21 protein-coding genes and 1 pseudogene are annotated in these 21,423 nt (G+C 64.7%); 10 read left to right on the top strand and 12 right to left on the bottom strand.

Annotated features, from left to right (window positions below):
* Positions 1-32: 32 nt before the first annotated feature.
* The 4 genes from N7422_RS25005 to dadA all read right to left on the bottom strand — a co-directional run bounded on the left by N7422_RS25005 (position 33) and on the right by dadA (position 3,754).
* Complete coding sequence (locus tag N7422_RS25005) at positions 33-437, bottom strand: c-type cytochrome (RefSeq protein ID WP_279809024.1); 405 nt, start codon at positions 435-437, stop codon at positions 33-35.
* Positions 438-591: 154 nt separating this feature from the next.
* Positions 592-1,140 carry a cupin domain-containing protein gene (locus tag N7422_RS25000; protein ID WP_011536384.1) on the bottom strand — a complete coding sequence of 183 codons (549 nt, stop codon included), beginning with the start codon at positions 1,138-1,140 and terminating at the stop codon, positions 592-594.
* Between the two features lie 109 nt (positions 1,141-1,249).
* Positions 1,250-2,323, bottom strand: coding sequence for an alanine racemase (gene alr / locus N7422_RS24995; protein ID WP_279809022.1), 1,074 nt, complete (start codon positions 2,321-2,323; stop codon positions 1,250-1,252).
* Positions 2,324-2,452: 129 nt separating this feature from the next.
* Positions 2,453-3,754: a D-amino acid dehydrogenase gene (gene dadA, locus N7422_RS24990; protein WP_279809021.1), complete on the bottom strand. Its 1,302-nt coding sequence runs from the start codon at positions 3,752-3,754 to the stop codon at positions 2,453-2,455.
* A 155-nt stretch (positions 3,755-3,909) separates the two neighbouring features.
* Between dadA and dadR the strand changes: the two genes are divergently transcribed.
* Entirely contained in the window at positions 3,910-4,398 is a 489-nt protein-coding gene (gene dadR, locus N7422_RS24985) for a transcriptional regulator DadR (protein ID WP_003258963.1), read from the top strand.
* A gap of 4 nt (positions 4,399-4,402) precedes the next feature.
* On the opposite strand, the gene N7422_RS24980 is transcribed toward dadR, so the two are convergent.
* Positions 4,403-4,756 carry a YkgJ family cysteine cluster protein gene (locus N7422_RS24980; protein ID WP_279809020.1) on the bottom strand — a complete coding sequence of 118 codons (354 nt, stop codon included), beginning with the start codon at positions 4,754-4,756 and terminating at the stop codon, positions 4,403-4,405.
* A 154-nt stretch (positions 4,757-4,910) separates the two neighbouring features.
* Here N7422_RS24980 and N7422_RS24975 point away from each other — a divergent pair, with 154 nt between their 5' ends.
* A complete protein-coding gene (locus tag N7422_RS24975; RefSeq protein ID WP_279809019.1) occupies positions 4,911-6,203 on the top strand; it encodes an FAD-binding oxidoreductase in 1,293 nt (430 codons plus the stop codon).
* A gap of 149 nt (positions 6,204-6,352) precedes the next feature.
* On the opposite strand, the gene N7422_RS24970 is transcribed toward N7422_RS24975, so the two are convergent.
* The gene (locus tag N7422_RS24970; protein WP_279809018.1) at positions 6,353-6,583 is read right to left on the bottom strand and encodes a DUF1127 domain-containing protein; all 231 of its coding nucleotides are present in this window, start codon (positions 6,581-6,583) and stop codon (positions 6,353-6,355) included.
* A gap of 178 nt (positions 6,584-6,761) precedes the next feature.
* Here N7422_RS24970 and N7422_RS24965 point away from each other — a divergent pair, with 178 nt between their 5' ends.
* Both N7422_RS24965 and N7422_RS24960 read left to right on the top strand, forming a co-directional pair.
* Entirely contained in the window at positions 6,762-8,192 is a 1,431-nt protein-coding gene (locus N7422_RS24965) for a PLP-dependent aminotransferase family protein (protein WP_279809017.1), read from the top strand.
* Between the two features lie 53 nt (positions 8,193-8,245).
* Positions 8,246-9,796 carry a phospholipase D family protein gene (locus N7422_RS24960; protein WP_279809016.1) on the top strand — a complete coding sequence of 517 codons (1,551 nt, stop codon included), beginning with the start codon at positions 8,246-8,248 and terminating at the stop codon, positions 9,794-9,796.
* A gap of 68 nt (positions 9,797-9,864) precedes the next feature.
* Here N7422_RS24960 and N7422_RS24955 read toward each other — a convergent pair whose 3' ends face one another.
* Entirely contained in the window at positions 9,865-11,004 is a 1,140-nt protein-coding gene (locus tag N7422_RS24955) for an MFS transporter (protein WP_279809015.1), read from the bottom strand.
* 107 nt (positions 11,005-11,111) lie between these two features.
* Complete coding sequence (locus tag N7422_RS24950; protein ID WP_279809014.1) at positions 11,112-12,605, bottom strand: aldehyde dehydrogenase; 1,494 nt, start codon at positions 12,603-12,605, stop codon at positions 11,112-11,114.
* Positions 12,606-12,801: 196 nt separating this feature from the next.
* Here N7422_RS24950 and N7422_RS24945 point away from each other — a divergent pair, with 196 nt between their 5' ends.
* Positions 12,802-13,161 (top strand): cupin domain-containing protein, encoded by a 360-nt coding sequence (locus N7422_RS24945; protein ID WP_279809013.1) that lies wholly within the window; start codon positions 12,802-12,804, stop codon positions 13,159-13,161.
* A gap of 95 nt (positions 13,162-13,256) precedes the next feature.
* Here N7422_RS24945 and rpmG read toward each other — a convergent pair whose 3' ends face one another.
* Positions 13,257-13,412 carry a 50S ribosomal protein L33 gene (gene rpmG / locus N7422_RS24940; protein ID WP_003253507.1) on the bottom strand — a complete coding sequence of 52 codons (156 nt, stop codon included), beginning with the start codon at positions 13,410-13,412 and terminating at the stop codon, positions 13,257-13,259.
* A gap of 10 nt (positions 13,413-13,422) precedes the next feature.
* Positions 13,423-13,659, bottom strand: a complete 237-nt coding sequence (rpmB, locus tag N7422_RS24935; protein ID WP_003258972.1) for a 50S ribosomal protein L28 — start codon at positions 13,657-13,659, stop codon at positions 13,423-13,425.
* Positions 13,660-14,021: 362 nt separating this feature from the next.
* Here rpmB and N7422_RS24930 point away from each other — a divergent pair, with 362 nt between their 5' ends.
* The gene (locus tag N7422_RS24930; protein WP_279809012.1) at positions 14,022-15,611 is read left to right on the top strand and encodes an ABC transporter substrate-binding protein; all 1,590 of its coding nucleotides are present in this window, start codon (positions 14,022-14,024) and stop codon (positions 15,609-15,611) included.
* A 69-nt stretch (positions 15,612-15,680) separates the two neighbouring features.
* Here the strand turns inward: N7422_RS24930 and radC are convergent, their stop codons facing one another.
* Positions 15,681-16,361, bottom strand: coding sequence for a DNA repair protein RadC (gene radC, locus N7422_RS24925; protein ID WP_279809011.1), 681 nt, complete (start codon positions 16,359-16,361; stop codon positions 15,681-15,683).
* A 127-nt stretch (positions 16,362-16,488) separates the two neighbouring features.
* On the opposite strand from radC, the gene coaBC reads away from it, so the two are divergent.
* The 4 genes and pseudogenes from coaBC to argB all read left to right on the top strand — a co-directional run bounded on the left by coaBC (position 16,489) and on the right by argB (position 20,605).
* Positions 16,489-17,700, top strand: coding sequence for a bifunctional phosphopantothenoylcysteine decarboxylase/phosphopantothenate--cysteine ligase CoaBC (coaBC, locus tag N7422_RS24920; protein WP_279809010.1), 1,212 nt, complete (start codon positions 16,489-16,491; stop codon positions 17,698-17,700).
* A gap of 5 nt (positions 17,701-17,705) precedes the next feature.
* A complete protein-coding gene (gene dut, locus N7422_RS24915) occupies positions 17,706-18,161 on the top strand; it encodes a dUTP diphosphatase (RefSeq protein WP_279809009.1) in 456 nt (151 codons plus the stop codon).
* A 140-nt stretch (positions 18,162-18,301) separates the two neighbouring features.
* Positions 18,302-19,669, top strand: a pseudogene (locus N7422_RS24910) (phosphomannomutase/phosphoglucomutase); the annotation flags it as partial.
* A 30-nt stretch (positions 19,670-19,699) separates the two neighbouring features.
* Entirely contained in the window at positions 19,700-20,605 is a 906-nt protein-coding gene (argB, locus tag N7422_RS24905) for an acetylglutamate kinase (protein ID WP_240066711.1), read from the top strand.
* A 107-nt stretch (positions 20,606-20,712) separates the two neighbouring features.
* On the opposite strand, the gene pyrE is transcribed toward argB, so the two are convergent.
* A complete protein-coding gene (gene pyrE, locus N7422_RS24900) occupies positions 20,713-21,354 on the bottom strand; it encodes an orotate phosphoribosyltransferase (protein ID WP_217851740.1) in 642 nt (213 codons plus the stop codon).
* Between the last annotated feature and the right edge of the window lie 69 nt (positions 21,355-21,423).

Raw genomic sequence — 21,423 nt, 5'->3', positions numbered from 1 at the left:
GAGAGGCGGGCTTTACTCGAATCAGTTCAGGCTCACAGCCCCGACATCTTCTTGATCGCACCCTTGAGGTCTTCATCCGAGCAGTCCGCGCAGGTGCCCTTAGGCGGCATGGCGTTGATCCCGGTGATGGCCTTGGCCAGGATGCCGTCGAGGCCGCCCTGGTGATCGGCGCGCTCTTTCCATGCCGCGGTGTCACCGATCTTCGGTGCGTTCAGCAGGCCGGTGCCATGACAGGCGTTGCAGTGCTTGGCGATGATCTCGTCCGGCGTCTTGGCACCGCCGCCGCCGGCAGTGGCGACCACTTCCATGCCCTTGCATTCCTGGCCCTGGACGCACACCTGGCCGACCGGCGCGAGGCGCTTGGCGATGTCGTCGTTGGTTGCAGCGGTTGCGCTCATTGCCCAAAGGGCGAATACGGCTGCTGGTACGGCCAGCATCTTCTTGATTTGGTTCACGCGAACACCCTCATGGTGGCTAATCACGCCCGCGGCCACGGAATTGCGAGCGTTGAAAAGTATAGCGGGAACCCGGAAGGCGTGAAACGACCACACTCGGGGAAAGGGTATTGGCGAATCAATGCACTGCGCTGGATCAAAAGTTCGACGGAGTCGCCGCGCTGATCAACCGTGCCGGCTCCTCGAACGGGTTGCGGAAACGGTGTGGACGGGTGCTTTCGAAGTAGTAGCTGTCACCGGCTTCGAGAATGAAGGTCTCGGTGCCGACCACCAGCTCCAGGCGGCCCTCGAGCAGGATGCCGGTCTCTTCACCATCATGGGTGAGCATTTCCTCGCCAGTGTCGGCACCCGGCGGATACACCTCGTTGAGAAAGGCGATGGCCCGGTTGGGGTGGGACTTGCCGACCAGCTTCATGGTCACCGCGCCGTCGGAGATGTCGATCAGCTCATGGGCCTTGTAGACGATCTGGGTCGGGCTCTCGGGGGCCAGCTCGACCGAAAAGAACTCGACCATGGACATGGGAATGCCGCTGAGCACCTTGCGCAGCGAGCTGATCGACGGGCTCACGCTGTTTTTCTCGATCATCGAGATGGTGCTGTTGGTCACCCCCGCGCGCTTGGCGAGTTCGCGCTGGGACAGGCCCTTGAGCTTGCGGATGGCTTGCAGTCGTTCACCGACGTCCAAAGCTGGAGCCTCCTGAAACGGTCGAGATGGGGGGAAGTGTGAACGATATGATGGCAATGCCGTTCAGTATTTACAACACACAGCCCCACAGCCTGTCCGCTTCAGCGCCTTATTCGCCGATATAGTCCAGTGGCACGCGCTTGAGGTTGCAGAAGATCTGGTACGGGATGGTACCTGCCTGCATGGCCACGTCGCTGGCCAGGACCTGCTTGCCCCACAGCTCCACCGGGCTGCCGACGGTCGCCTCGGGCACCTCGGTGAGGTCGACGCACAGCATGTCCATCGACACCCGGCCGATCAGTTGAGTGCGCTTGCCGGCCACCGCCACCGGGGTGCCGGTGGGCGCCTGGCGCGGGTAGCCGTCGGCATAGCCCATGGCAACCACGCCGACCCGGATCGGGCGGGGGCTGATGAATTTGGCGCCATAGCCCACCGGCTCGCCGACCGGCAGCTCTCGCACGCTGATGATGCGCGATTGCAGGGTCATCACCGGCTGCAGCCGGGCCGCCTCGGCCTGTGCCACCTCGAACGGCGTGGCGCCGTAGAGCATGATGCCCGGGCGCACCCAGTCGCTCTTGATGCTCGGCCAGCCCAGCACGGCCGGCGAATTGCGCAGGCTGCACTCGGCGGCCAGGCCCTGGCGGGCAGCCTCGAACACGGCGACCTGTTGCTCGGTGGCGGCGGCGTCCAGCTCGTCGGCGCGGGCGAAGTGGCTCATCAGCACGATGCGCGAAACTTTGCCGCTGGCCAGCAGCCGCTGGTAGGCCTCGTGGTAGTCCTTGGGGTGCACGCCGACACGGTGCATGCCGGTGTCCATCTTCAGCCACACGGTCAACGGTTTGCGCAGCGCGGTCTTCTCGATCGCCTCCAGTTGCCACAGCGAATGCACCACGCACCACAGGTCATGCTCGGCGATCAGCGCCAGCTCGCTGGCCTCGAAGAAGCCTTCGAGCAGCAGTACCGGCGCCTTGATGCCCGCCGCGCGCAACTCCAGGGCCTCTTCGATGCAGGCCACGGCAAAACCGTCGGCCTCGGGCTCGAGCGCCAGGGCACAGCGCACCGCGCCGTGGCCGTAGGCGTCTGCCTTGACCACGGCGAGGGCCTTGGCGCCGGTCAGTTCACGGGCAAGGCGGTAGTTGTGGCGCAGGGCCTGGAGGTCGATCAGGGCGCGAGCGGGGCGCATGGCGGCGGGCCTTATGGTGGTTCAGTTTGAAAACAGTGTTTGCCTCTTCGCGGCTAAAGCCGCTCCCACAAGAATCGCACCTCCTGTGGGAGCGGCTTTAGCCGCGAAGAGGCCGGTACAGGTGCCTGCTTACTGGTGAGCAGGCGCCGTATGACCTTGCTTGGCCACTTCCCGTTCATTGCCGTAGCGGGAAATATCCAGGCCTTCGGCGCTGATCTGCGGCTTCTTGCGCGCGATCAGGTCGGCCAGCAGACGGCCGGAGCCGCAAGCCATGGTCCAGCCCAGGGTGCCGTGACCGGTGTTGAGGAACAGGTTGCGGAACCTGGTCGCGCCAACGATCGGCGTGCCATCCGGGGTGGCCGGGCGCAGGCCGGTCCAGAAACTGGCCTGGCTCAAATCGCCGCCGCGAGGATAAAGGTCGTTGACGATCATCTCCAGCGTTTCGCGTCGACGCGGGTTCAGCGACAGGTCAAAACCGGCTATTTCAGCCATGCCGCCGACGCGGATGCGGTTGTCGAAACGGGTGATGGCGACCTTGTAGGTCTCGTCCAGAATGGTCGAGGTCGGTGCCATGTCGCCGTTGGTGATCGGCACGGTCAGCGAGTAGCCCTTGAGCGGATATACCGGGGCCTTGATGCCCAGCGGCTTGAGCATCTGCGGCGAGTAGCTGCCCAGGGCCAGCACGTAGCGATCGGCGGTTTCCAGCTTGCCGTCGATCCACACGCCATTGATGCGGTCACCGGCGAAGTCCAGGCGCTGGATGTCCTGGCCGAAGCGGAATTCGACACCCAGATTGATGGCCATCTCGGCGAGCTTGGTGGTGAACAGCTGGCAGTCGCCGGTCTGGTCGTTGGGCAGGCGCAGGGCACCGGCAAGGATGTCCTTCACACCGGCCAGGGCCGGCTCGACGCGGGCGATACCGTCGCGGTCGAGCAGTTCGTAGGGCACGCCGGACTGCTCGAGCACGGCGATGTCCTTGGCCGCGGCATCCACCTGGGCCTGGGTACGGAACAGCTGGGTGGTGCCCAGGCTGCGGTTCTCATAGGCGATACCGGTTTCGGCGCGCAGCTCGTCGAGGCAGTCGCGGCTGTACTCGGACAGGCGCACCATGCGCTCCTTGTTCACCGCATAGCGGCTGGCGGTGCAGTTGCGCAGCATCTGCGCCATCCACAGGTACTGATCGACATCGCCGGTCAGCTTGATGGCGAGTGGCGCGTGGCGCTCGAGCAGCCACTTGATGGCCTTGAGCGGCACGCCCGGAGCGGCCCAGGGCGAGGCATAGCCGGGCGAGATCTGGCCAGCGTTGGCGAAGCTGGTTTCCATGGCCACCGCCGGCTGGCGATCGACCACCGTGACCTCGAAACCTTGCCGGGCCAGATAATAGGCACTGGCGGTACCGATCACACCGCTACCAAGCACCAGAACTCGCATTGTTCATCCCTCGCACGCGGCTCACCGCAGTCTTTTGTTGAAATGGCATGGATGCGCGCAGTATAAGAATCTCCGACCAGTGCTATTCACTATATAAGCGCCTATATTTGGCGAGAATTCTCGGCAAAATCGCCTTTCACGGAGGGGCATCCCCTATGAGAACCCAGCACCAGAGCAAGCGTGAACTGGACAAGATCGACCGCAACATTCTGCGGATTTTGCAGAACGACGGGCGTATCTCCTTCACCGAACTGGGCGAGAAAGTCGGGCTGTCCACCACCCCCTGCACCGAGCGCGTGCGCCGTCTGGAGCGCGAGGGGATCATCATGGGCTACAACGCCCGGCTCAACCCGCAGCACCTCAAGGGCAGCCTGCTGGTGTTCGTCGAGATCAGCCTGGACTACAAGTCCGGCGACACCTTCGAAGAGTTCCGCCGCGCCGTGCTCAAACTGCCCCATGTGCTGGAGTGCCATCTGGTCTCGGGCGACTTCGACTATCTGGTGAAGGCGCGGATCTCGGAGATGGCGTCGTATCGCAAGCTGCTCGGCGACATCCTGCTCAAGCTGCCGCACGTGCGTGAGTCGAAGAGCTACATCGTGATGGAAGAGGTGAAAGAGAGCCTGTGCCTGCCGATTCCCGACTGAGGCTTCAGACCAGCACCTGGCGGGTGCTGGCGATATAGGTGTGGACGAGTTGTTCGGCTGCCGGGTCGATGGGCCGTTCCGGGCCCCGACCCCGCGGGCACGCCATGCGCGGCGTGGTCCCGAACAGGCGGCAGATCATCGGGCGCTCTTCATAGACCGTGCAGCCATTGGGCCCCAGGTGCACGCAGTCCAGACGCTCCAGGGCCGCGTCCTGCTCGGCCTGGGTCTTGCGCGGCAGGCGGGCCATCTCTTGCGCCGACGTGGTGACCGGACCGCAGCAGTCGTGGCAGCCGGGTTCGCATTCGAACGAGGGAATGAGTTCGCGCAGGAAGTGGATCTTGTGGCGGTTGCAGGACATGGGGCGACGTATCTGGACGATGTTCGCCGGATTATAGGGCCAATCGCCGGCAAGCCGGCTCCCACAGGTCCACTTTAACTGTGGGAGCCAGCTTGCCGGCGATGGCGCCGGATGCCTATCCTCCCCCTTTGGCCTCAGACCCGGGAATCGATAGATGATCCACAGCGCGCAGCACGCCGCCTCCTACTACGCCGCCAGCAGCGCGCCACACCCCGACCATCCCTTCCTGCAGGGCGAACACAGCGCCGACGTGTGCATCGTCGGTGGTGGTTATTCGGGGCTGAACACCGCCATCGAACTGGCCGAGCGCGGCCTGTCGGTGATCGTCCTGGAAGCACGAAAGATCGGCTGGGGCGCCAGCGGGCGCAACGGTGGCCAGCTCATCCGCGGTGTCGGCCATGGCCTTGAGCAGTTCCTTCCGGTGATCGGCGAGGAAGGTGTGCGCAGCCTGAAGCTGATGGGCCTGGAAGCGGTGGAGATCGTCCGCGACCGCATCGAGCGCCATGCCATCGACTGCGACCTGACCTGGGGCTACTGCGACCTGGCCAACAAGCCCGCCGAGCTGGCGGGATTCGCCGAAGACGCCGAGGAACTGCGTAGCCTGGGCTACCGCCACGAGCTGCGCCTGGTGCAGCCCGGCGACATGCACACCGTGGTGGGCTCAGACCGCTACGTCGGCGGCCTGATCGACATGGGCTCGGGCCACCTGCACCCGCTCAACCTGGCCTTGGGCGAAGCCGCCGCTGCCAGCCGACTGGGCGTGCGTCTGTACGAGCAGTCGGAGGTCACCCGCATCGACTATGGTTCCGAGGTCAAGGTACATACCGCGCAAGGCCGGGTGCGGGCCAAGACCCTGGTGCTGTGCTGCAACGCCTACCACAACGACCTCAATCGCGAGCTGGGTGGCAAGGTGCTGCCCGCCGGCAGCTACATCATCGCCACCGAGCCGCTGGGCGAGGAGCGCGCGCGCCAGCTGCTGCCAAGGAACATGGCGGTGTGCGACCAGCGCGTGGCCCTGGATTACTATCGCCTGTCCGCCGACCATCGCCTGCTGTTCGGCGGCGCCTGCCACTACTCCGGACGCGACCCGCAGGACATCGCCGCCTACATGCGGCCCAAGATGCTCAAGGTGTTCCCGCAGCTGGCCGACGCGCGCATCGATTACCAGTGGGGCGGCATGATCGGCATCGGCGCCAACCGCTTGCCGCAGATCGGCCGCCTGGCCAGCCAGCCCAACGTCTATTACGCCCAGGCCTATTCCGGCCATGGGGTGAACGCCACCCACCTGGCCGGGCGCCTGCTCGGCGAGGCCATCAGTGGCCAGCAGGGTGGTCGTTTCGATCTGTTCGCCAAGGTGCCGCACACCACCTTCCCCGGCGGCAAGCTGCTGCGCTCGCCGCTGCTGGCACTGGGGATGCTTTGGTATCGGCTCAAGGAGCTGGCCTGATACCAGCCTGAGGCAAGCCCTCTGTGGGAGCGGCCTTGTGTCGCGAAAGGGCTGCATAGCAGCCCCAGCAGTATCTGCATATAAGCCGAAGCCCGGGGGCCGCTTTGCGGCCCTTTCGCGACACAAGGCCGCTCCTACAGAAGATCGGCTCAGTCTTTCCAGAAAGGTTTACGCCCTTCCCGGCGCGCCTGCTCCCAGGTCAGCCCGATATCGCGCAACTGGCGGTCATCCAGCTGTAACAGCGCCCTGCGGGTCCGCCAGCGATGCAGCATCAGACCCCAACGACCCAGGCCTGCCGGCGCACTGAAGACCTTGGGCCGCTGCCCGGCCTCAAGCTCGCGGGCTATCAGTTGCACGCGCACATCGCTCAAGCCACCCATCACTGCGTTCTCCCATCAGTCGATACCGTGGAGAAAGCATGCGCGCTCGTCCCCTCGACAATACAGATTCAACAGCGGCTTATTATTCCCATACAGAATTGGCGAAAAGTCGGCTGAATGAAGTATTTTCCGGCAATCTGTATCGGTTATCGAGGCGCACAACGCGCAGGAGTATGCCGTGACGCTCTACCTCAACCTGGCCGAACTGCTCGGCACCCGCATCGAGCAAGGCCTCTACCGCCCAGGCCAACGCCTGCCCTCGGTACGCGCCCTCAGCGTGGAGCACGGCGTCAGCCTGAGCACCGTGCAGCAGGCCTACCGCTTGCTGGAGGACAACGGCCTGGTGTCGCCACGCCCCAAGTCCGGCTACTTCGTTTCCGAGGACCGGCAGCTTCCGGCCCTGCCCGACATCAGTCGACCGGCCCAGCGGCCTGTGGATATCTCCCAGTGGGAACAGGTGCTGGAGCTGGTCCGCGCCACCCCGCGCGCGGACGTGATCCAGCTCGGCCGTGGCATGCCCGACGTCGCCAGCCCCACCCTCAAGCCGCTGCTGCGCAGCCTGGCGCAGATCAGCCGGCGCATGGACATGCCCGGCCTGTACTACGACAACATCCACGGCAACGCCCTGCTGCGCGAACAGATCGCCCGCCTGATGCTCGACTCCGGCTGCCGCCTGGGGCCGGCCGACCTGGTGGTGACCACCGGTTGCCACGAGGCGCTGTCCTGCAGCATTCGCGCGGTGTGCGAGCCCGGCGACATCGTCGCGGTCGACTCGCCCAGCTTCCACGGCGCCATGCAGACGCTGAAGGGCCTGGGAATGAAAGCCCTGGAGATCCCCACCGACCCCATCACCGGCATCAGCCTGGAGGCCCTGGAGCTGGCCCTTGAGCAGTGGCCGATCAAGCTCATCCAGATCACGCCCAGCTGCAACAACCCGATGGGCTACATCATGCCCGAGGCACGCAAGAAGGCCCTGCTGACCCTTGCCCAGCGCTATGACGTTGCGATCCTCGAGGACGATGTGTACGGCGACCTGGCCTATACCTATCCACGCCCGCGCACGATCAAGTCGTTCGACGACGATGGCCGCGTGCTGCTCTGCAGTTCGTTCTCCAAGACCCTGGCGCCAGGCTTGCGGGTCGGCTGGGTGGCACCGGGGCGCTACCTGGAGCGGGTACTGCACATGAAGTACATCAGCACCGGCAGCACCGCCTGCCAACCGCAGCTGGCGATCGCCGATTTCATCGCCGAAGGCCACTACCAGCCCCACCTGCGGCGCATGCGCAGCCAGTACCAGCGCGGCCGCGACCAGATGTGCGACTGGGTGACCCGCCACTTTCCGCCGGGCACCCGTGCCAGCCGCCCCCAGGGTGGCTTCATGCTCTGGGTTGAATTGCCGGAAAGTTTCGATACGCTGCGCCTGAACCGCGCGTTACTGGAGCAAGGCGTGCAGATCGCCGTGGGCAGCATCTTCTCGGCCTCGGGCAAGTACCGGAACTGCCTGCGCATGAACTTCGCCGCCCGTCCAACACCGCAGATCGAAGCCGCGGTGCGCAAGGTCGGTGAAACCGCCCTTCGTCTACTGGAGGCCGAGCACGCCGACGGTTAACGTTGCGCCGCGGTCCAATCCCATAAGCCCTTGCCGCACAGGACGATCCACCCTTGAGACCCCTGCGAGCCCTGCCTCTGATGCTGGCGCTGGCGCTTGGCCTGTCGGGCTGCGCCAGCGTCGGCACCCCGCGTGAAGTCAGCCAGGCGCTGCCGGCTGCCGACTCGGCGTTCGGCCGCTCGGTGCAGCGCCAGGCCGCGCCCTACGCGGGTCGCTCGGGCTTTCGCCTGCTGCCCAACAGCAACGAGGCATTCCGCGCCCGCGCGGAGCTGATCCGCAACGCCCAGGCCAGCATCGACCTGCAGTACTACATCGTCCACGACGGCCTCAGCACCCGCGCCCTGGTCCACGAGCTGCTGCGCGCCGCCGACCGCGGCGTGCGTGTGCGCATCCTGCTCGACGACACCACCAGCGACGGCCTGGACAGCCTGATGGGCACCCTCGCCGCCCACCCGAACATCCACATCCGCGTGTTCAACCCGCTGCACCTCGGGCGCAGCACCGGCGTCACTCGCGCGGTGGGGCGGCTGTTCAACCTGTCGCTTCAGCACCGGCGCATGCACAACAAGCTGTTCCTGGTGGACAACAGCATGGCCATCGTCGGCGGGCGCAACCTGGGCGACGAGTACTTCGATGCCGAGCCCAACCTCAACTTCACCGACATCGACCTGCTGGGCGTGGGCCCGGTGGCCGAGCAGCTCGGGCACAGCTTCGACCAATACTGGAACAGCGCCCTGAGCCGTCCCATCGGCGACTTCCTCTGGCGCCAGCCGGACGCCGACGACCTGTTCGCCAGCCGCCAGCGCCTTGAGGTGTCCCTGGCCGAGGCGCGCGTCAAGCGCAAGGCACTGTATGACCGGTTGATGGCTTACCAGTCGCAGCCGCGCCTGGACGTGTGGCGCAACGAACTGATCTGGGCTCACAGCCAGGCCCTGTGGGATGCGCCGAGCAAGGTGCTGGCGGACGACGAGCCGGACCCGCGATTGCTGATGAGCCAGCAACTGGCCCCGGAGCTGAACGGTGTGCACAAGGAGCTGATCCTCGTATCCGCCTACTTCGTACCCGGTGAAACGGGCCTGTTGTACCTGACCAGCCGCGCCGACGCCGGTACCTCGGTCAAGCTGCTGACCAACTCGCTGGAGGCCACCGACGTGCCGGCCGTGCATGGCGGCTACGCGCCCTATCGCCGCGCCCTGCTCGAGCACGGTGTGCAACTGTACGAACTGCGCCGCCAGCCGGGTGATCCACGACCGCGCCTGGGTTTCCATGGCAGCTCCGATTCGAGCCTGCACAGCAAGGCGATGGTGTTCGACCGGCGCAAGACCTTCATTGGCTCGTTCAACTTCGACCCACGCTCGGTACTGTGGAATACCGAGGTCGGCGTACTGGTGGACAGCCCGGAATTGGCCGAATACACCCGCGACCTGGCCGTGCAAGGCATGGCGCCGGCGCTGAGCTACCAGCCGATGCTGGTGGACGGAAAGATGGTCTGGACGACCGAGGACAATGGCCAGCGACATATGCTGGTGACCGAGCCTGGGGGGATATGGCGACGCTTCAATGCCTGGATCAGCAAGGCGGTGGGCCTGGAGAAGATGTTGTAGCAGCCAGGCCCGAATTGCCTGTGGGAGCTGGCTGGCCAGCGATGGGCTGCGTAGCAGCCCAGAATGGCTCAGGCCGACGCCGGCTCGAACGCCCCCCGCCGCCGGATCAACATCACCAACCCCGCGGCCCCCACCGCCATCAGCAATGGCAGCGCGTGCCCACTGATCCACTGGCTCCCAGCCCCTGCCAGCAACGGCCCGAGCAGGCACCCGATACCCCACAGCTGCGCCACATGGGCATTGGCCCGCACCAGCTCATCATCCCGATAGCGCTCGCCGATCAACACCAGCGACAGGGTGAACAACCCGCCCGCGCTGGCGCCGAACAGCACCCACAGCGGCCAGATCACCGGTGTGTGCAACAACACGGGAATCGCCAGGCTGGAGACCAGCAGGGTCAGCGCGCAACCACTGAACAACGTGCGTCGCGACATGCGATCGGCCAATGCGCCAATGGGCAGTTGCAGCACCGCGTCGCCCACCACCACGGTACTGACCATGAACAGCGCCACCTCCGTGGTGAATCCTTGCTGCAGGCAATACACCGGCAGCAACGTCAGGATCATCGCTTCGAACGCCGCGAACAGCGCGATGGCCCAGGCGATCACTGGCAAGCGTCGGCAGAAGCCGTACAGGTCGCGGAAAGTAACGCTGCAGGCCTCGGTGGTCGGCGCCCCTCCGCGCCCTAGCAGGATCAGCGGCGCAACCAGCAACAGAGCAGTCGCGGCCCAGAAGCCGAAATCGTCGTCCGACCCCAGGAAACCCAACACCAGCGGTCCGGCCAGCTGGCTCAGGGCATAGCTGCTGCCATACAGCGCCACCAATCGCCCGCGCCACTGCTCGACCACCAGCTGGTTGATCCAGCTCTCGCCAAGGATGAACACCACGGTCAGCGACATGCCGATCAACAGACGCAGCAGCAGCCACAGCGGATAGCTGGGCAGCAACGCCACCAGGGCGATGGACAACGCCCCGCCCCACAGGCACAGGCGCATGGCGGCCGGCACACCGACCCAGCCGGCCAGCCGGCTGGCCACCGCGGCGCCGACCAGCACCCCCAGCGCCGGCATCGCCGCCATCACGCCGATGGCGAACCCACCGTAGCCCCAGCCCTCCAGGCGCAAGGACACCAGCGGCATGCTCACGCCGAGCGCAAGCCCGACACTGAGCACCGACGCCAGGACGGCAAAGTAGGTTCCCCAACGCATGATGGCCTCCGAGCGGAAAGTCAGGCAGAAAGCATCGCGGGGCAAGCCCGCTCCCACGCATGAGTCAACGTGGGAGCGGGCTTGCCCCGCGATGGGGCGTTACCGAATCACAGCTTGATCCAGGTCGCCTTCAGCTCGGTGTACTTCTCCAGGGCGTGCAGCGACTTGTCACGGCCGTTGCCCGACTGCTTGAAGCCACCGAACGGCGCGGTCATGTCACCACCGTCGTACTGGTTGACCCAGACGCTGCCGGCACGCACGGCGCGGGCAGTCTTGTGGGCCTTGGAGATGTCCGCGGTCCAGATGCCGGCGGCCAGGCCGTACGGCGTGTCGTTGGCGATGGCGATGGCTTCTTCGGCGGTGTCGAAGGTGATCACCGACAGCACTGGGCCGAAGATCTCTTCCTTGGCGATCTTCATGGCGTTGGTCACGCCGTCGAAGATGGTCGGTTCGACGTAGGTGCCACCGGTCTCTTCAAGGATGCGCTTGCCACCGGCCAGCAGCTTGGCACCGTCCTGGTGGCCGGCCTCGATGTACGACAGCACGGTATTCATCTGCTGGGTGTCGACCAGCGCGCCGACGGTGGTCGCCGGGTCCAGCGGGTTGCCCGGCTTCCAGGCCTTGAGGGCCTCGACCACCATGGGCAGGAACTTGTCCTTGATCGAACGCTCGACCAGCAGGCGCGAGCCCGCGGTGCAGACCTCGCCCTGGTTGAAGGCGATGGCGCTGGCGGCGGCTTCGGCGGCAGCCTGCAGGTCAGGGGCGTCGGCGAAGACGATGTTCGGGCTCTTGCCGCCGGCTTCCAGCCAGACGCGCTTCATGTTCGACTCACCGGCATAGACCATCAGCTGCTTGGCGATCTTGGTCGAGCCGGTGAACACCAGGGTATCGACGTCCATGTGCAGGGCCAGGGCCTTGCCGACGGTGTGGCCATAGCCTGGCAGCACGTTCAGCACGCCCGCCGGAATACCGGCCTCGATGGCCAGCTGGGCGATGCGGATGGCGGTCAGCGGCGATTTTTCCGACGGCTTGAGCACCACCGAGTTACCGGTGGCCAGGGCCGGGCCCAGCTTCCAGCACGCCATCAGCAGCGGGAAGTTCCACGGCACGATGGCACCGACCACACCCACTGGCTCGCGGGTCACCAGACCGAGCTGATCGTGCGGGGTCGGGGCGACTTCGTCGTAGACTTTGTCGATGGCTTCGGCATTCCAGTGGAGGGCACTGGCCGCCCCCGGAATGTCGATGGTGGAGGAGTCACCGATCGGCTTGCCCATGTCGAGGGTTTCGAGCAGGGCCAGTTCCTCGACGTGCTTGCGCAGCAGGTCGGCGAAGCGAATCAGCTTGGCCTTGCGCTTGGCTGGGGCCAGGCGCGACCAGACGCCGGATTCGAACACGGCGCGGGCATTCTCGACAGCGCGGTTGGCGTCGGCCAGGTCGCAGCTGGCGACCTTGGCCAGGAAGCGTCCGTCCACCGGGCTCAGGCAGTCGAAGGTTTCACCGGATGCGGCATCGGTGTATTCGCCGTTGATGAAGGCTCGGCCTTCGATCTTCAGTTGCTGGGCACGCTGTTCCCAGTCCGCACGAGTCAGGGTGGTCATAGGAAACTCCTCTCTTGTTAAGGTGCAACGCCGCACTGAGGACTCACGGGCGCTGTCAGAAATTCTGGCCGGGCGATGAACGCACACAGGCACCTGCAACCCTAAACCAGGCCAATGAAACTATCAATATATTTGACACGAATAGCCCAAAAGCCTACTGATGTGCATTTTATTAAACAACAACAGGGTAACCACCATGAGCATCGCCAGCATCGTAGACTTCGCCCAGGTTCTGACCGAGGCCGAACGCTACCGCCCCGCCGCGGAAAAAATCCTCAAGGGCGAGCCTGACCAGGCTGTCTACAACCACTATTCCAGCCCCTGCGGGCAGTTCGCCGCCGGCGTCTGGGAAGGCGAGGTCGGCCAGTGGACGGTGAACTACACCGAGCATGAATACTGCGAAATCGTCCTGGGCGTGTCGGTGCTGCGCGACCAGGACGGCGGCGCCAAGACCCTGCGCGCCGGTGACCGCTTCGTCATTCCGGCCGGCTTCAAGGGCACCTGGGAGGTGCTGGAGCCGTGCCGCAAGATCTATGTGCTGTTCGAGCAGAAGTAACCTTGTGGGAGCGGGCTTGCCCCGCGATAGCTGATCCGCAGGCATAAAAAAACCCGCCACCTTTCGGTTGCGGGTTTTTTCAGGTTACCGATCAATTACTTGATCTTGGCTTCCTTGTACACCACGTGCTTGCGGACGACCGGATCGTACTTCTTGATCTCGATCTTGTCCGGAGTGGTGCGCTTGTTCTTGTCGGTGGTGTAGAAGTGGCCGGTACCGGCACTCGAAACCAGACGGATCAATTCACGCATGACGTTCTCCTTAGAACTTTTCGCCGCGAGCGCGCAGCTCGGCCAGCACTACGTCGATACCACGCTTGTCAATGACGCGCATGCCTTTGGCGGATACGCGCAGACGCACGAAACGCTTCTCGGACTCAACCCAGAAACGGTGGTGCTGCAGGTTCGGCAGGAAACGACGACGGGTTTTGTTGTTTGCGTGGGAAATGTTGTTCCCGGTTACTGGACCCTTACCAGTAACTTGACAGACTCTCGACATGACTCAGCCCTCTAAAACCACATGCCCAACCCGGCATGGGTTGGCCGCTTAATCTCTCAGTCTTTGGCGCCAGGCGCCGTGATTCTGGAGGTCTTATCGACCGGATTCGCTGATGCGACAGGCCGAGCCCCTAGAAAAGAGCGCTGCTTTATACCAGAAAGACTACGCCGCAACAACAGAAAGTGAGCATCCACGTGCTGCAAATCGCGGGGGAGCAGCATAGCGACTCGCCCGCCGCACTGTCGACCGCTCGTCGCCAACTGCCTGAAAAAGAGAGTGGTCATTTTTGGTAACGCACACTAGGGTAGGGCAATTTCCAGACTGCACCGGCAGATGGGTCACCGACCAGCCAAGGAGCCACCATGCGTGCCGCCGCCCTTTCCTTATTGTTCACCACGCTGTGCGCCGCCGGCCTGGCCCAGGCCGAGCCACTCAAGGTGTGCACCGAAGCCAGCCCCGAGGGCTTCGACGTGGTCCAGTACAACTCGCTGACCACCACCAACGCCTCGGCCGACGTGCTGATGAATCGCCTGGTCGAATTCGATGCAGGGCTTGGCAAGGTGGTGCCCAGCCTGGCCAAAAGCTGGACGGTGTCTGCGGATGGCCTGATCTACGACTTCAAGCTGCGCCCCGGCGTCAAATTCCACACCACGCCGTACTTCAAGCCGACCCGCGAGCTGAACGCCGACGACGTGCTGTTCAGCTTCCAGCGCATGCTCTACCCCGCCCATCCCTGGCACAAGACCGCGGCGGGCGGCTACCCGCACGCCCAGTCGCTGCAGCTGGGCAGCCTGATCAAGCTGATCGAGGCGCCGCAGCAGAACAGCGTGCGCTTCACCCTCACCCACCCCGACGCCACCTTCCTGGCCACCCTGAGCATGGGCTTCGCCTCGATCTATTCCGCCGAGTACGCCGACAAGCTGCTCAAGGCCGACACCCCGGACAAGCTCAACAGTCAGCCGGTGGGTACCGGCCCGTTCGTCTTCCAGCGCTTCCAGAAGGACGCCGTGGTGCGCTACCGCGCCAACCCTGACTACTTCGACGGCAAGCCCGCGGTCGACCCGCTGATCTTCGCCATCACCACCGATGCCAACGTGCGCCTGCAAAAGCTCAAGCGCGGCGAATGCCAGGTCGCGCTGTCGCCCAAGCCGCTGGACATCGCCGAAGCCGGCAAGGACGGCAACCTCAAGGTCGCCACCACGCCGGCGTTCATGACCGCCTTCGTCGCCATCAACAGCCAGCACCCGCCGCTGGACAAACCCGAAGTGCGCCAGGCGATCAACCTGGCCTTCGACAAGCCGGCCTACCTGAAAGCCGTGTTCGAAGACACCGCCACCGCCGCCAACGGCCCCTACCCGCCGAACACCTGGAGCTACGCCAAGGACCTGCCCGGCTACGCCATGGACCACAAGAAGGCCAAGGCCTTGCTGGCCAAGGCTGGCCTGGCCAACGGCTTCGAGACCACGATCTGGACCCGCCCGTCCGGCAGTCTGCTCAACCCCAACCCCAGCCTGGGCGCGCAGATGCTCCAGGCGGACCTTGCGAAGGTCGGTATCAAGGCCGAAATTCGCACCATCGAGTGGGGCGAATTGATCCGCCGCGCCAAGGCCGGCGAGCACGACCTGCTGTTCATGGGCTGGGCGGGTGACAACGGCGACCCGGACAACTTCCTCAGCCCGCAGTTTTCCTGCGCGGCGGTCAAGTCCGGGACCAACTTCGCACGCTTCTGCGACACCCGCCTGGACCAGTTGATCAATGCCGGGCGCACCACCAACGACCAGAGCGTACGCAGCCGGCTGTACCAGCAGGCGCAGACGTTGATCCAGCAGCAGGCGCTGTGGCTGCCGTTGGCGCATCCGACGGCGGCGGCGTTGCTGCGCCAAGGGGTCGAGGGTTATCAGGTGAGTCCGTTCGGCCGGCAGGATTTCAGCAAGGTCACGATTACCCGCTGAGCCTTGCACCGCCTCAACCGGCCTCTTCGCGGGCTTACCCGCGAAAGGGCCGGTGCAACCTGCCCATGCCTAACCTGCCAACCAACCGTGCTCAAGCATCGACAGCGGTTCGCCATCGCCGACGATGACATGGTCCATCACCCGCACATCGATCAACGCCAGAGAACGCTTGAGCATCAGCGTCAGATGCACATCATCCTGGCTCGGCTCGCAACTGCCCGACGGATGGTTATGGCAGAGGATCAGCGCCGCCGCGTTGTGCAGCAACGAACGACGCACGACCTCGCGGGGATAGATGCTCGCGCGGTCGATGGTGCCGCGAAACAGTATCTCGAATGCCAATGGCCGATGCTTGGTGTCCAGAAACAGGCAGCCGAACACCTCGCTGGACTCGTGCCGCAGCATGGACTTGAGATAACGCCTCACGGATGCCGGACTCTCCAGGACCGAAGCACGCTCGATGTGTTCGTCCAGGTAGCGCCTACCGATCTCCAGCAATGCCTGCAACTGCGCATACCTCACCGGTCCCAGGCCTGGCTCGCGCAGCACCTTGGTCCGATCCGCCTCGAGGAACGGCCTGAGCCCGCCGAACTTCGCCAGCAGGCCACGGGCGAGGTCGAGCACATTGCGCCCGGCAACCCCCGACCCCAGCAGCACGGCCAGCAACTCCGCGTCCGAAAGGACCGCCGCACCGCGCTGCAACAACTTCTCCCTCGGCCGTTCTTCAGCCGGCCATTCCCTGATGCCCATCCCCCCTCCTCGCCTGCCACTACGGCCCTTTTGGGCGCTGTGTTAATCTAGTTCGCTTCGAAAATGCGACGATCTGCCGCAGGCAGCTGTCGTCGCCGCCCGCTTTCACTGGAATAAGGCAAGGCCTATGCAGCGGTTGTATCGCAAGCGCATCGTTCTCGGCGTCGGTGGCGGAATCGCCGCCTACAAGAGCGCCGAGCTGATTCGCCGACTCCTGGAACACGGCGCGCAGGTGCGCGTGGTCATGACCCGCGGTGGTGCCGAGTTCATCACCCCGCTCACGCTGCAGGCGCTGTCCGGCCACCCGGTCCACATGGACCTGCTCGACCCCGCCGCCGAAGCGGCCATGGGTCATATCGAACTGGCCAAGTGGGCCGACCTGGTGCTGATCGCCCCGGCCACCGCCGACCTGATGGCGCGCCTGGCCCAGGGCATGGCCGACGACCTGCTGACCACCCTGGTACTGGCCACCGACGCCACCGTGGCCGTCGCCCCGGCGATGAACCAGGCCATGTGGCGCGACCCGGCCACCCAGGCCAACCTCGAGCTGCTCAAGAGCCGTGGTATCCAGGTATTCGGCCCAGCCTCCGGCAGCCAGGCCTGCGGCGACGTCGGCCTGGGCCGCATGCTTGAGGCAACGGATCTTGCCTGGTGCGCCGCCGAGAGCTTCAAGCGCCAGGCCCTGACCGGCAAGCACGTGCTGATCACCGCCGGCCCGACGCAGGAAAACATCGACCCGGTGCGCTACATCACCAACCATAGTTCAGGGAAGATGGGCTTCGCCCTGGCCGAAGCCGCCGCCGAAGCCGGGGCTCGGGTCACCCTCGTCACCGGCCCGGTGCACCTGCAGACGCCCGATCGGGTCAGCCGCATCGACGTGGTCAGCGCGCGGGACATGCTCGCGGCCTGCGAAGCGGCCATGCCCTGCGACCTGTTCATCGCCTCGGCCGCAGTCGCGGACTACCGCCCTGAAGTCGTCGCCCCACAGAAGCTCAAGAAAGATCCCACCACCGGCGACGGCATGCTGCTGCAGATGGTGCGCAATCCGGATATCCTTGCGACCATTGCCGGCCGGCCTGATCGCCCGTTCAGCGTGGGCTTCGCCGCCGAGACCGAGCACCTGCTCGACTACGCCACGCGCAAGCTCAAGGACAAGAACCTCGACCTGATCGTCGCCAATGATGTGGCCAACCCCAGCATCGGCTTCAACAGCGAGGAAAACGCCCTGACCGTGATCGACCGCCAGCAGCATCAGACCCTCTTCGCGCAGACCAGCAAGGGCAAGATCGCCCGTCAGCTGGTTGCCTTCATCGCCGAACGGCTCAACCAGGTTCAATAAGTTACATGCACGCTCTTCAAGCCAAGATCCTCGACCCACGCCTGGGCACCGAATTCCCCCTGCCGCAGTACGCCACCCCCGGCTCCGCCGGCCTGGACCTGCGCGCCCTGCTCAAGGAAGACACCGTTCTCGAGCCGGGCCAGACCCTGCTGATCCCCACCGGCCTGTCGGTGTACATCGGCGACCCGGGCCTGGCGGCCATGATCCTGCCGCGCTCGGGCCTGGGCCACAAGCACGGCATCGTGCTGGGCAATCTGGTCGGACTGATCGACTCGGACTACCAGGGCGAGCTGATGGTGTCCTGCTGGAACCGCGGTAACACGCCGTTCACCATCGCCGTCGGCGAGCGCATCGCGCAGCTGATCCTGGTGCCGGTGGTGCAGGCGCACTTCGACATCGTCGAGCAGTTCGACGAGACCCAGCGCGGCGCCGGTGGCTTCGGCCACTCCGGTACCCGCTGAGCCGACAGCGGACCGTTCGGGCCATGGATGGCGAACTCTCTGGCGAAACCGCCGTCCAAGCGTTCAGTTTGCGCCTGCCCAGAAGCCTTTGACTTATGGAGTCCCCAGAGATGAACGACATGGCCCACCTGGTCCCCGCACTGCCCGACAGCATCTTCCGCGCCTATGACATTCGCGGCGTGGTCGGCAAGAACCTGCACGCCGAAACCGCCTACTGGATCGGCCGCGCCATCGGCGCCCAGACCCTCGCCCAGGGCGAGCCGCAGATTTCGGTCGGCCGCGATGGCCGCCTGTCCGGCCCGATGCTGGTCGAGCAACTGATCAAGGGCCTGGTCGACGCCGGCTGCCAGGTCAGCGACGTAGGCCTGGTACCGACTCCCGCACTGTACTACGCCGCCAACGTGCTGGCCGGCAAGTCGGGGGTGATGCTCACCGGCAGCCACAACCCTTCGGACTACAACGGTTTCAAGATCGTCATCGCTGGCGACACCCTGGCCAACGAACAGATCCAGGCCCTGCTGACCCGCCTGAAGACCAACGACCTGAGCCGTGGCGAAGGGCGTGTGGAAAAAGTCGAGATCCTCGACCGCTACTTCCAGCAGATCACCGACGACGTGAAACTGGCCAAGCGCCTGAAAGTGGTGGTGGACTGCGGCAACGGCGCCGCCGGCGTGGTCGCTCCGCAACTGATCGAAGCCCTGGGTTGCGACGTGATCCCACTGTTCTGCGAGGTCGACGGCAACTTCCCCAACCACCACCCGGACCCGGGCAAGCCAGAGAACCTGGAAGACCTGATCGCCAAGGTGAAAGAGACCGGCGCCGATATCGGCCTGGCCTTCGACGGCGACGGCGACCGCGTCGGCGTGGTGACCAACACCGGCAGCATCGTCTACCCCGACCGCCTGCTGATGCTGTTCGCCCAGGACGTGCTGTCGCGCAACCCGGGCGCCGAGATCATCTTCGACGTCAAGTGCACTCGCCGCCTGACCCCGCTGATCGAACAGCACGGTGGCCGTGCGCTAATGTGGAAGACTGGCCACTCGTTGATCAAGAAGAAGATGAAGCAGACCGGCTCCTTGCTCGCCGGCGAGATGAGCGGCCACATCTTCATCAAGGAGCGCTGGTACGGCTTCGACGACGGCATCTACAGCGCCGCGCGCCTGCTGGAGATCCTCAGCAAGGCCGGGCAGGACGCCGAAAGCCTGTTCGCCGCGTTCCCCAATGATATTTCCACGCCGGAAATCAACATTGATGTGACCGACGAGGGTAAATTCAGCATCATTGATGCTCTGCAACGCAACGCCGACTGGGGCGACGCCAACCTGACCACCATCGACGGTGTGCGGGTCGACTATCCCCACGGCTGGGGCCTGGTCCGTGCTTCCAACACCACGCCGGTGCTGGTACTGCGCTTCGAGGCCGACAGCGCGGCAGAACTCGACCGAATCAAGGCTGTATTCCGCACGCAGTTGCTGCGGGTCCAACCAGGCCTGCAACTGCCGTTCTGACGACTATCCGTTCCTTACCTGGAGCCCTGCATGACCCTCGATCGCGATGCCGCTTCCCATGTAGCCGAGGTTTTGTCCGAAGCACTGCCTTACATTCGCCGCTTCGTCGGCAAGACTCTGGTGATCAAGTACGGCGGCAACGCGATGGAGAGCGAAGAGCTCAAGACCGGCTTCGCCCGTGACATCGTGCTGATGAAGGCCGTGGGCATCAACCCGGTGGTCGTGCATGGTGGCGGCCCGCAGATCGGCGACCTGCTCAAGCGCCTGTCGATCGAGAGCCACTTCATCGACGGCATGCGCGTCACCGACGCGGCGACCATGGATGTAGTGGAGATGGTCCTCGGTGGCCAGGTGAACAAGGACATCGTCAACCTGATCAACCGCCACGGCGGCAGCGCCATCGGCCTGACCGGCAAGGACGCGGAACTGATCCGCGCCAAGAAGCTGACCGTCACCCGCCAGACCCCGGAGATGACCACCCCGGAAATCATCGACATCGGCCACGTGGGCGAAGTCGTGAGCGTCAACACCGACCTGCTGAACATGCTGGTCAAGGGTGACTTCATTCCAGTGATCGCACCGATCGGCGTAGGCGCCAATGGCGAGTCCTACAACATCAACGCCGACCTGGTGGCCGGCAAGGTGGCCGAGGCACTGAAGGCCGAGAAGCTGATGCTGCTGACCAATATCGCCGGCCTGATGGACAAGCAGGGCGAGGTGCTCACCGGGCTGACCACCGAGCAGGTCAACGAACTGATCGCCGACGGCACCATCTACGGCGGCATGCTGCCGAAGATCAAATGCGCGCTGGATGCGGTCCAGGGTGGCGTCAACAGCTCGCACATCATCGACGGTCGCGTGCCGAATGCCGTACTGCTGGAGATCTTCACCGACAGCGGCGTGGGCACACTGATCACCAACCGCAAGCGGCACTGACAACCTGCACTGGCCTCTTCGCGGACAAGCCCGCGAAGAGGCCGGAACAGCGACACAAAAAAGGCGACCTTCCTGCGAAGGTCGCCTTTTTCATTGTCGAGCCGGAATCAGATCCCGTACTGAGCGCGATACGCCTCGACCGCCGGCAGATGCTGCTTGAGCTGAGGATCGTCGGCCAGGAACTCCAGCACCTGGGTCAGCGAGACGATGCTCACCACCGGGATAGCGAAGTCGCGCTCGACTTCCTGGATCGCCGACAGCTCGCCATTGCCACGCTCCTCGCGGTTCAGCGCGATCAGCACGCCGGCGGCCTTGGCCTGCTGGGCGTTGATGATCTGCATGACCTCGCGGATGGCGGTACCGGCGGTGATCACGTCGTCGATGATCAGCACGTCGCCGGCCAGCGGAGCGCCGACCAGGCTGCCGCCTTCACCGTGATCCTTGGCTTCCTTGCGGTTGAAGCACCATGGCACGTCGAGCTGGTGCTGCTCGGCGAGGGCCACGGCAGTGGCCGCCGCCAGGGGAATGCCTTTGTAGGCCGGGCCGAACAGGACGTCGAACGGGATCTTGCTGTCGACGATCGCCGCGGCGTAGCAACGCCCCAGCTGGGCCAGCGCGGAGCCTGTGTTGAACAGGCCGGCATTGAAGAAATACGGGCTGGTACGTCCCGATTTCAGGGTGAATTCACCGAAGCGCAGAACGCCGCGATCGATGGCAAAACGGATGAAGTCGCGCTGATACGGCTGCATGAAAGGTCCCGGACACCACGGATTTAGCTAAATGTGTTGAGCTCGGGTATCATACACGCACGAGATTTT

Origin of the sequence: Pseudomonas sp. GD04091, assembly GCF_029836165.1 — a bacterium.
GTDB lineage: Bacteria > Pseudomonadota > Gammaproteobacteria > Pseudomonadales > Pseudomonadaceae > Aquipseudomonas.
The sequence above is the reverse complement of the archived record's forward strand: the minus strand, read 5'-3'. Positions and strand labels throughout refer to the sequence as shown.

Excerpts from the sequence above, each read along its gene's own strand:
- N7422_RS24955 (WP_279809015.1), bottom strand. The coding sequence starts at position 11,004 with ATGCGTTGGGGAACCTACTTTGCCGTCCTGGCGTCGGTGCTCAGTGTC.
- N7422_RS24930 (WP_279809012.1), top strand. The coding sequence starts at position 14,022 with ATGCGTGCCGCCGCCCTTTCCTTATTGTTCACCACGCTGTGCGCCGCC.
- radC (WP_279809011.1), bottom strand. The coding sequence starts at position 16,361 with ATGGGCATCAGGGAATGGCCGGCTGAAGAACGGCCGAGGGAGAAGTTG.
- pyrE (WP_217851740.1), bottom strand. The coding sequence starts at position 21,354 with ATGCAGCCGTATCAGCGCGACTTCATCCGTTTTGCCATCGATCGCGGC.
- alr (WP_279809022.1), bottom strand. The coding sequence starts at position 2,323 with ATGCGCCCCGCTCGCGCCCTGATCGACCTCCAGGCCCTGCGCCACAAC.
- dadA (WP_279809021.1), bottom strand. The coding sequence starts at position 3,754 with ATGCGAGTTCTGGTGCTTGGTAGCGGTGTGATCGGTACCGCCAGTGCC.
- rpmB (WP_003258972.1), bottom strand. The coding sequence starts at position 13,659 with ATGTCGAGAGTCTGTCAAGTTACTGGTAAGGGTCCAGTAACCGGGAAC.
- N7422_RS25005 (WP_279809024.1), bottom strand. The coding sequence starts at position 437 with ATGCTGGCCGTACCAGCAGCCGTATTCGCCCTTTGGGCAATGAGCGCA.
- dadR (WP_003258963.1), top strand. The coding sequence starts at position 3,910 with ATGAGAACCCAGCACCAGAGCAAGCGTGAACTGGACAAGATCGACCGC.
- rpmG (WP_003253507.1), bottom strand. The coding sequence starts at position 13,412 with ATGCGTGAATTGATCCGTCTGGTTTCGAGTGCCGGTACCGGCCACTTC.
- N7422_RS24970 (WP_279809018.1), bottom strand. The coding sequence starts at position 6,583 with ATGGGTGGCTTGAGCGATGTGCGCGTGCAACTGATAGCCCGCGAGCTT.
- N7422_RS24975 (WP_279809019.1), top strand. The coding sequence starts at position 4,911 with ATGATCCACAGCGCGCAGCACGCCGCCTCCTACTACGCCGCCAGCAGC.
- N7422_RS24950 (WP_279809014.1), bottom strand. The coding sequence starts at position 12,605 with ATGACCACCCTGACTCGTGCGGACTGGGAACAGCGTGCCCAGCAACTG.
- N7422_RS24945 (WP_279809013.1), top strand. The coding sequence starts at position 12,802 with ATGAGCATCGCCAGCATCGTAGACTTCGCCCAGGTTCTGACCGAGGCC.
- N7422_RS24980 (WP_279809020.1), bottom strand. The coding sequence starts at position 4,756 with ATGTCCTGCAACCGCCACAAGATCCACTTCCTGCGCGAACTCATTCCC.
- coaBC (WP_279809010.1), top strand. The coding sequence starts at position 16,489 with ATGCAGCGGTTGTATCGCAAGCGCATCGTTCTCGGCGTCGGTGGCGGA.
- argB (WP_240066711.1), top strand. The coding sequence starts at position 19,700 with ATGACCCTCGATCGCGATGCCGCTTCCCATGTAGCCGAGGTTTTGTCC.
- dut (WP_279809009.1), top strand. The coding sequence starts at position 17,706 with ATGCACGCTCTTCAAGCCAAGATCCTCGACCCACGCCTGGGCACCGAA.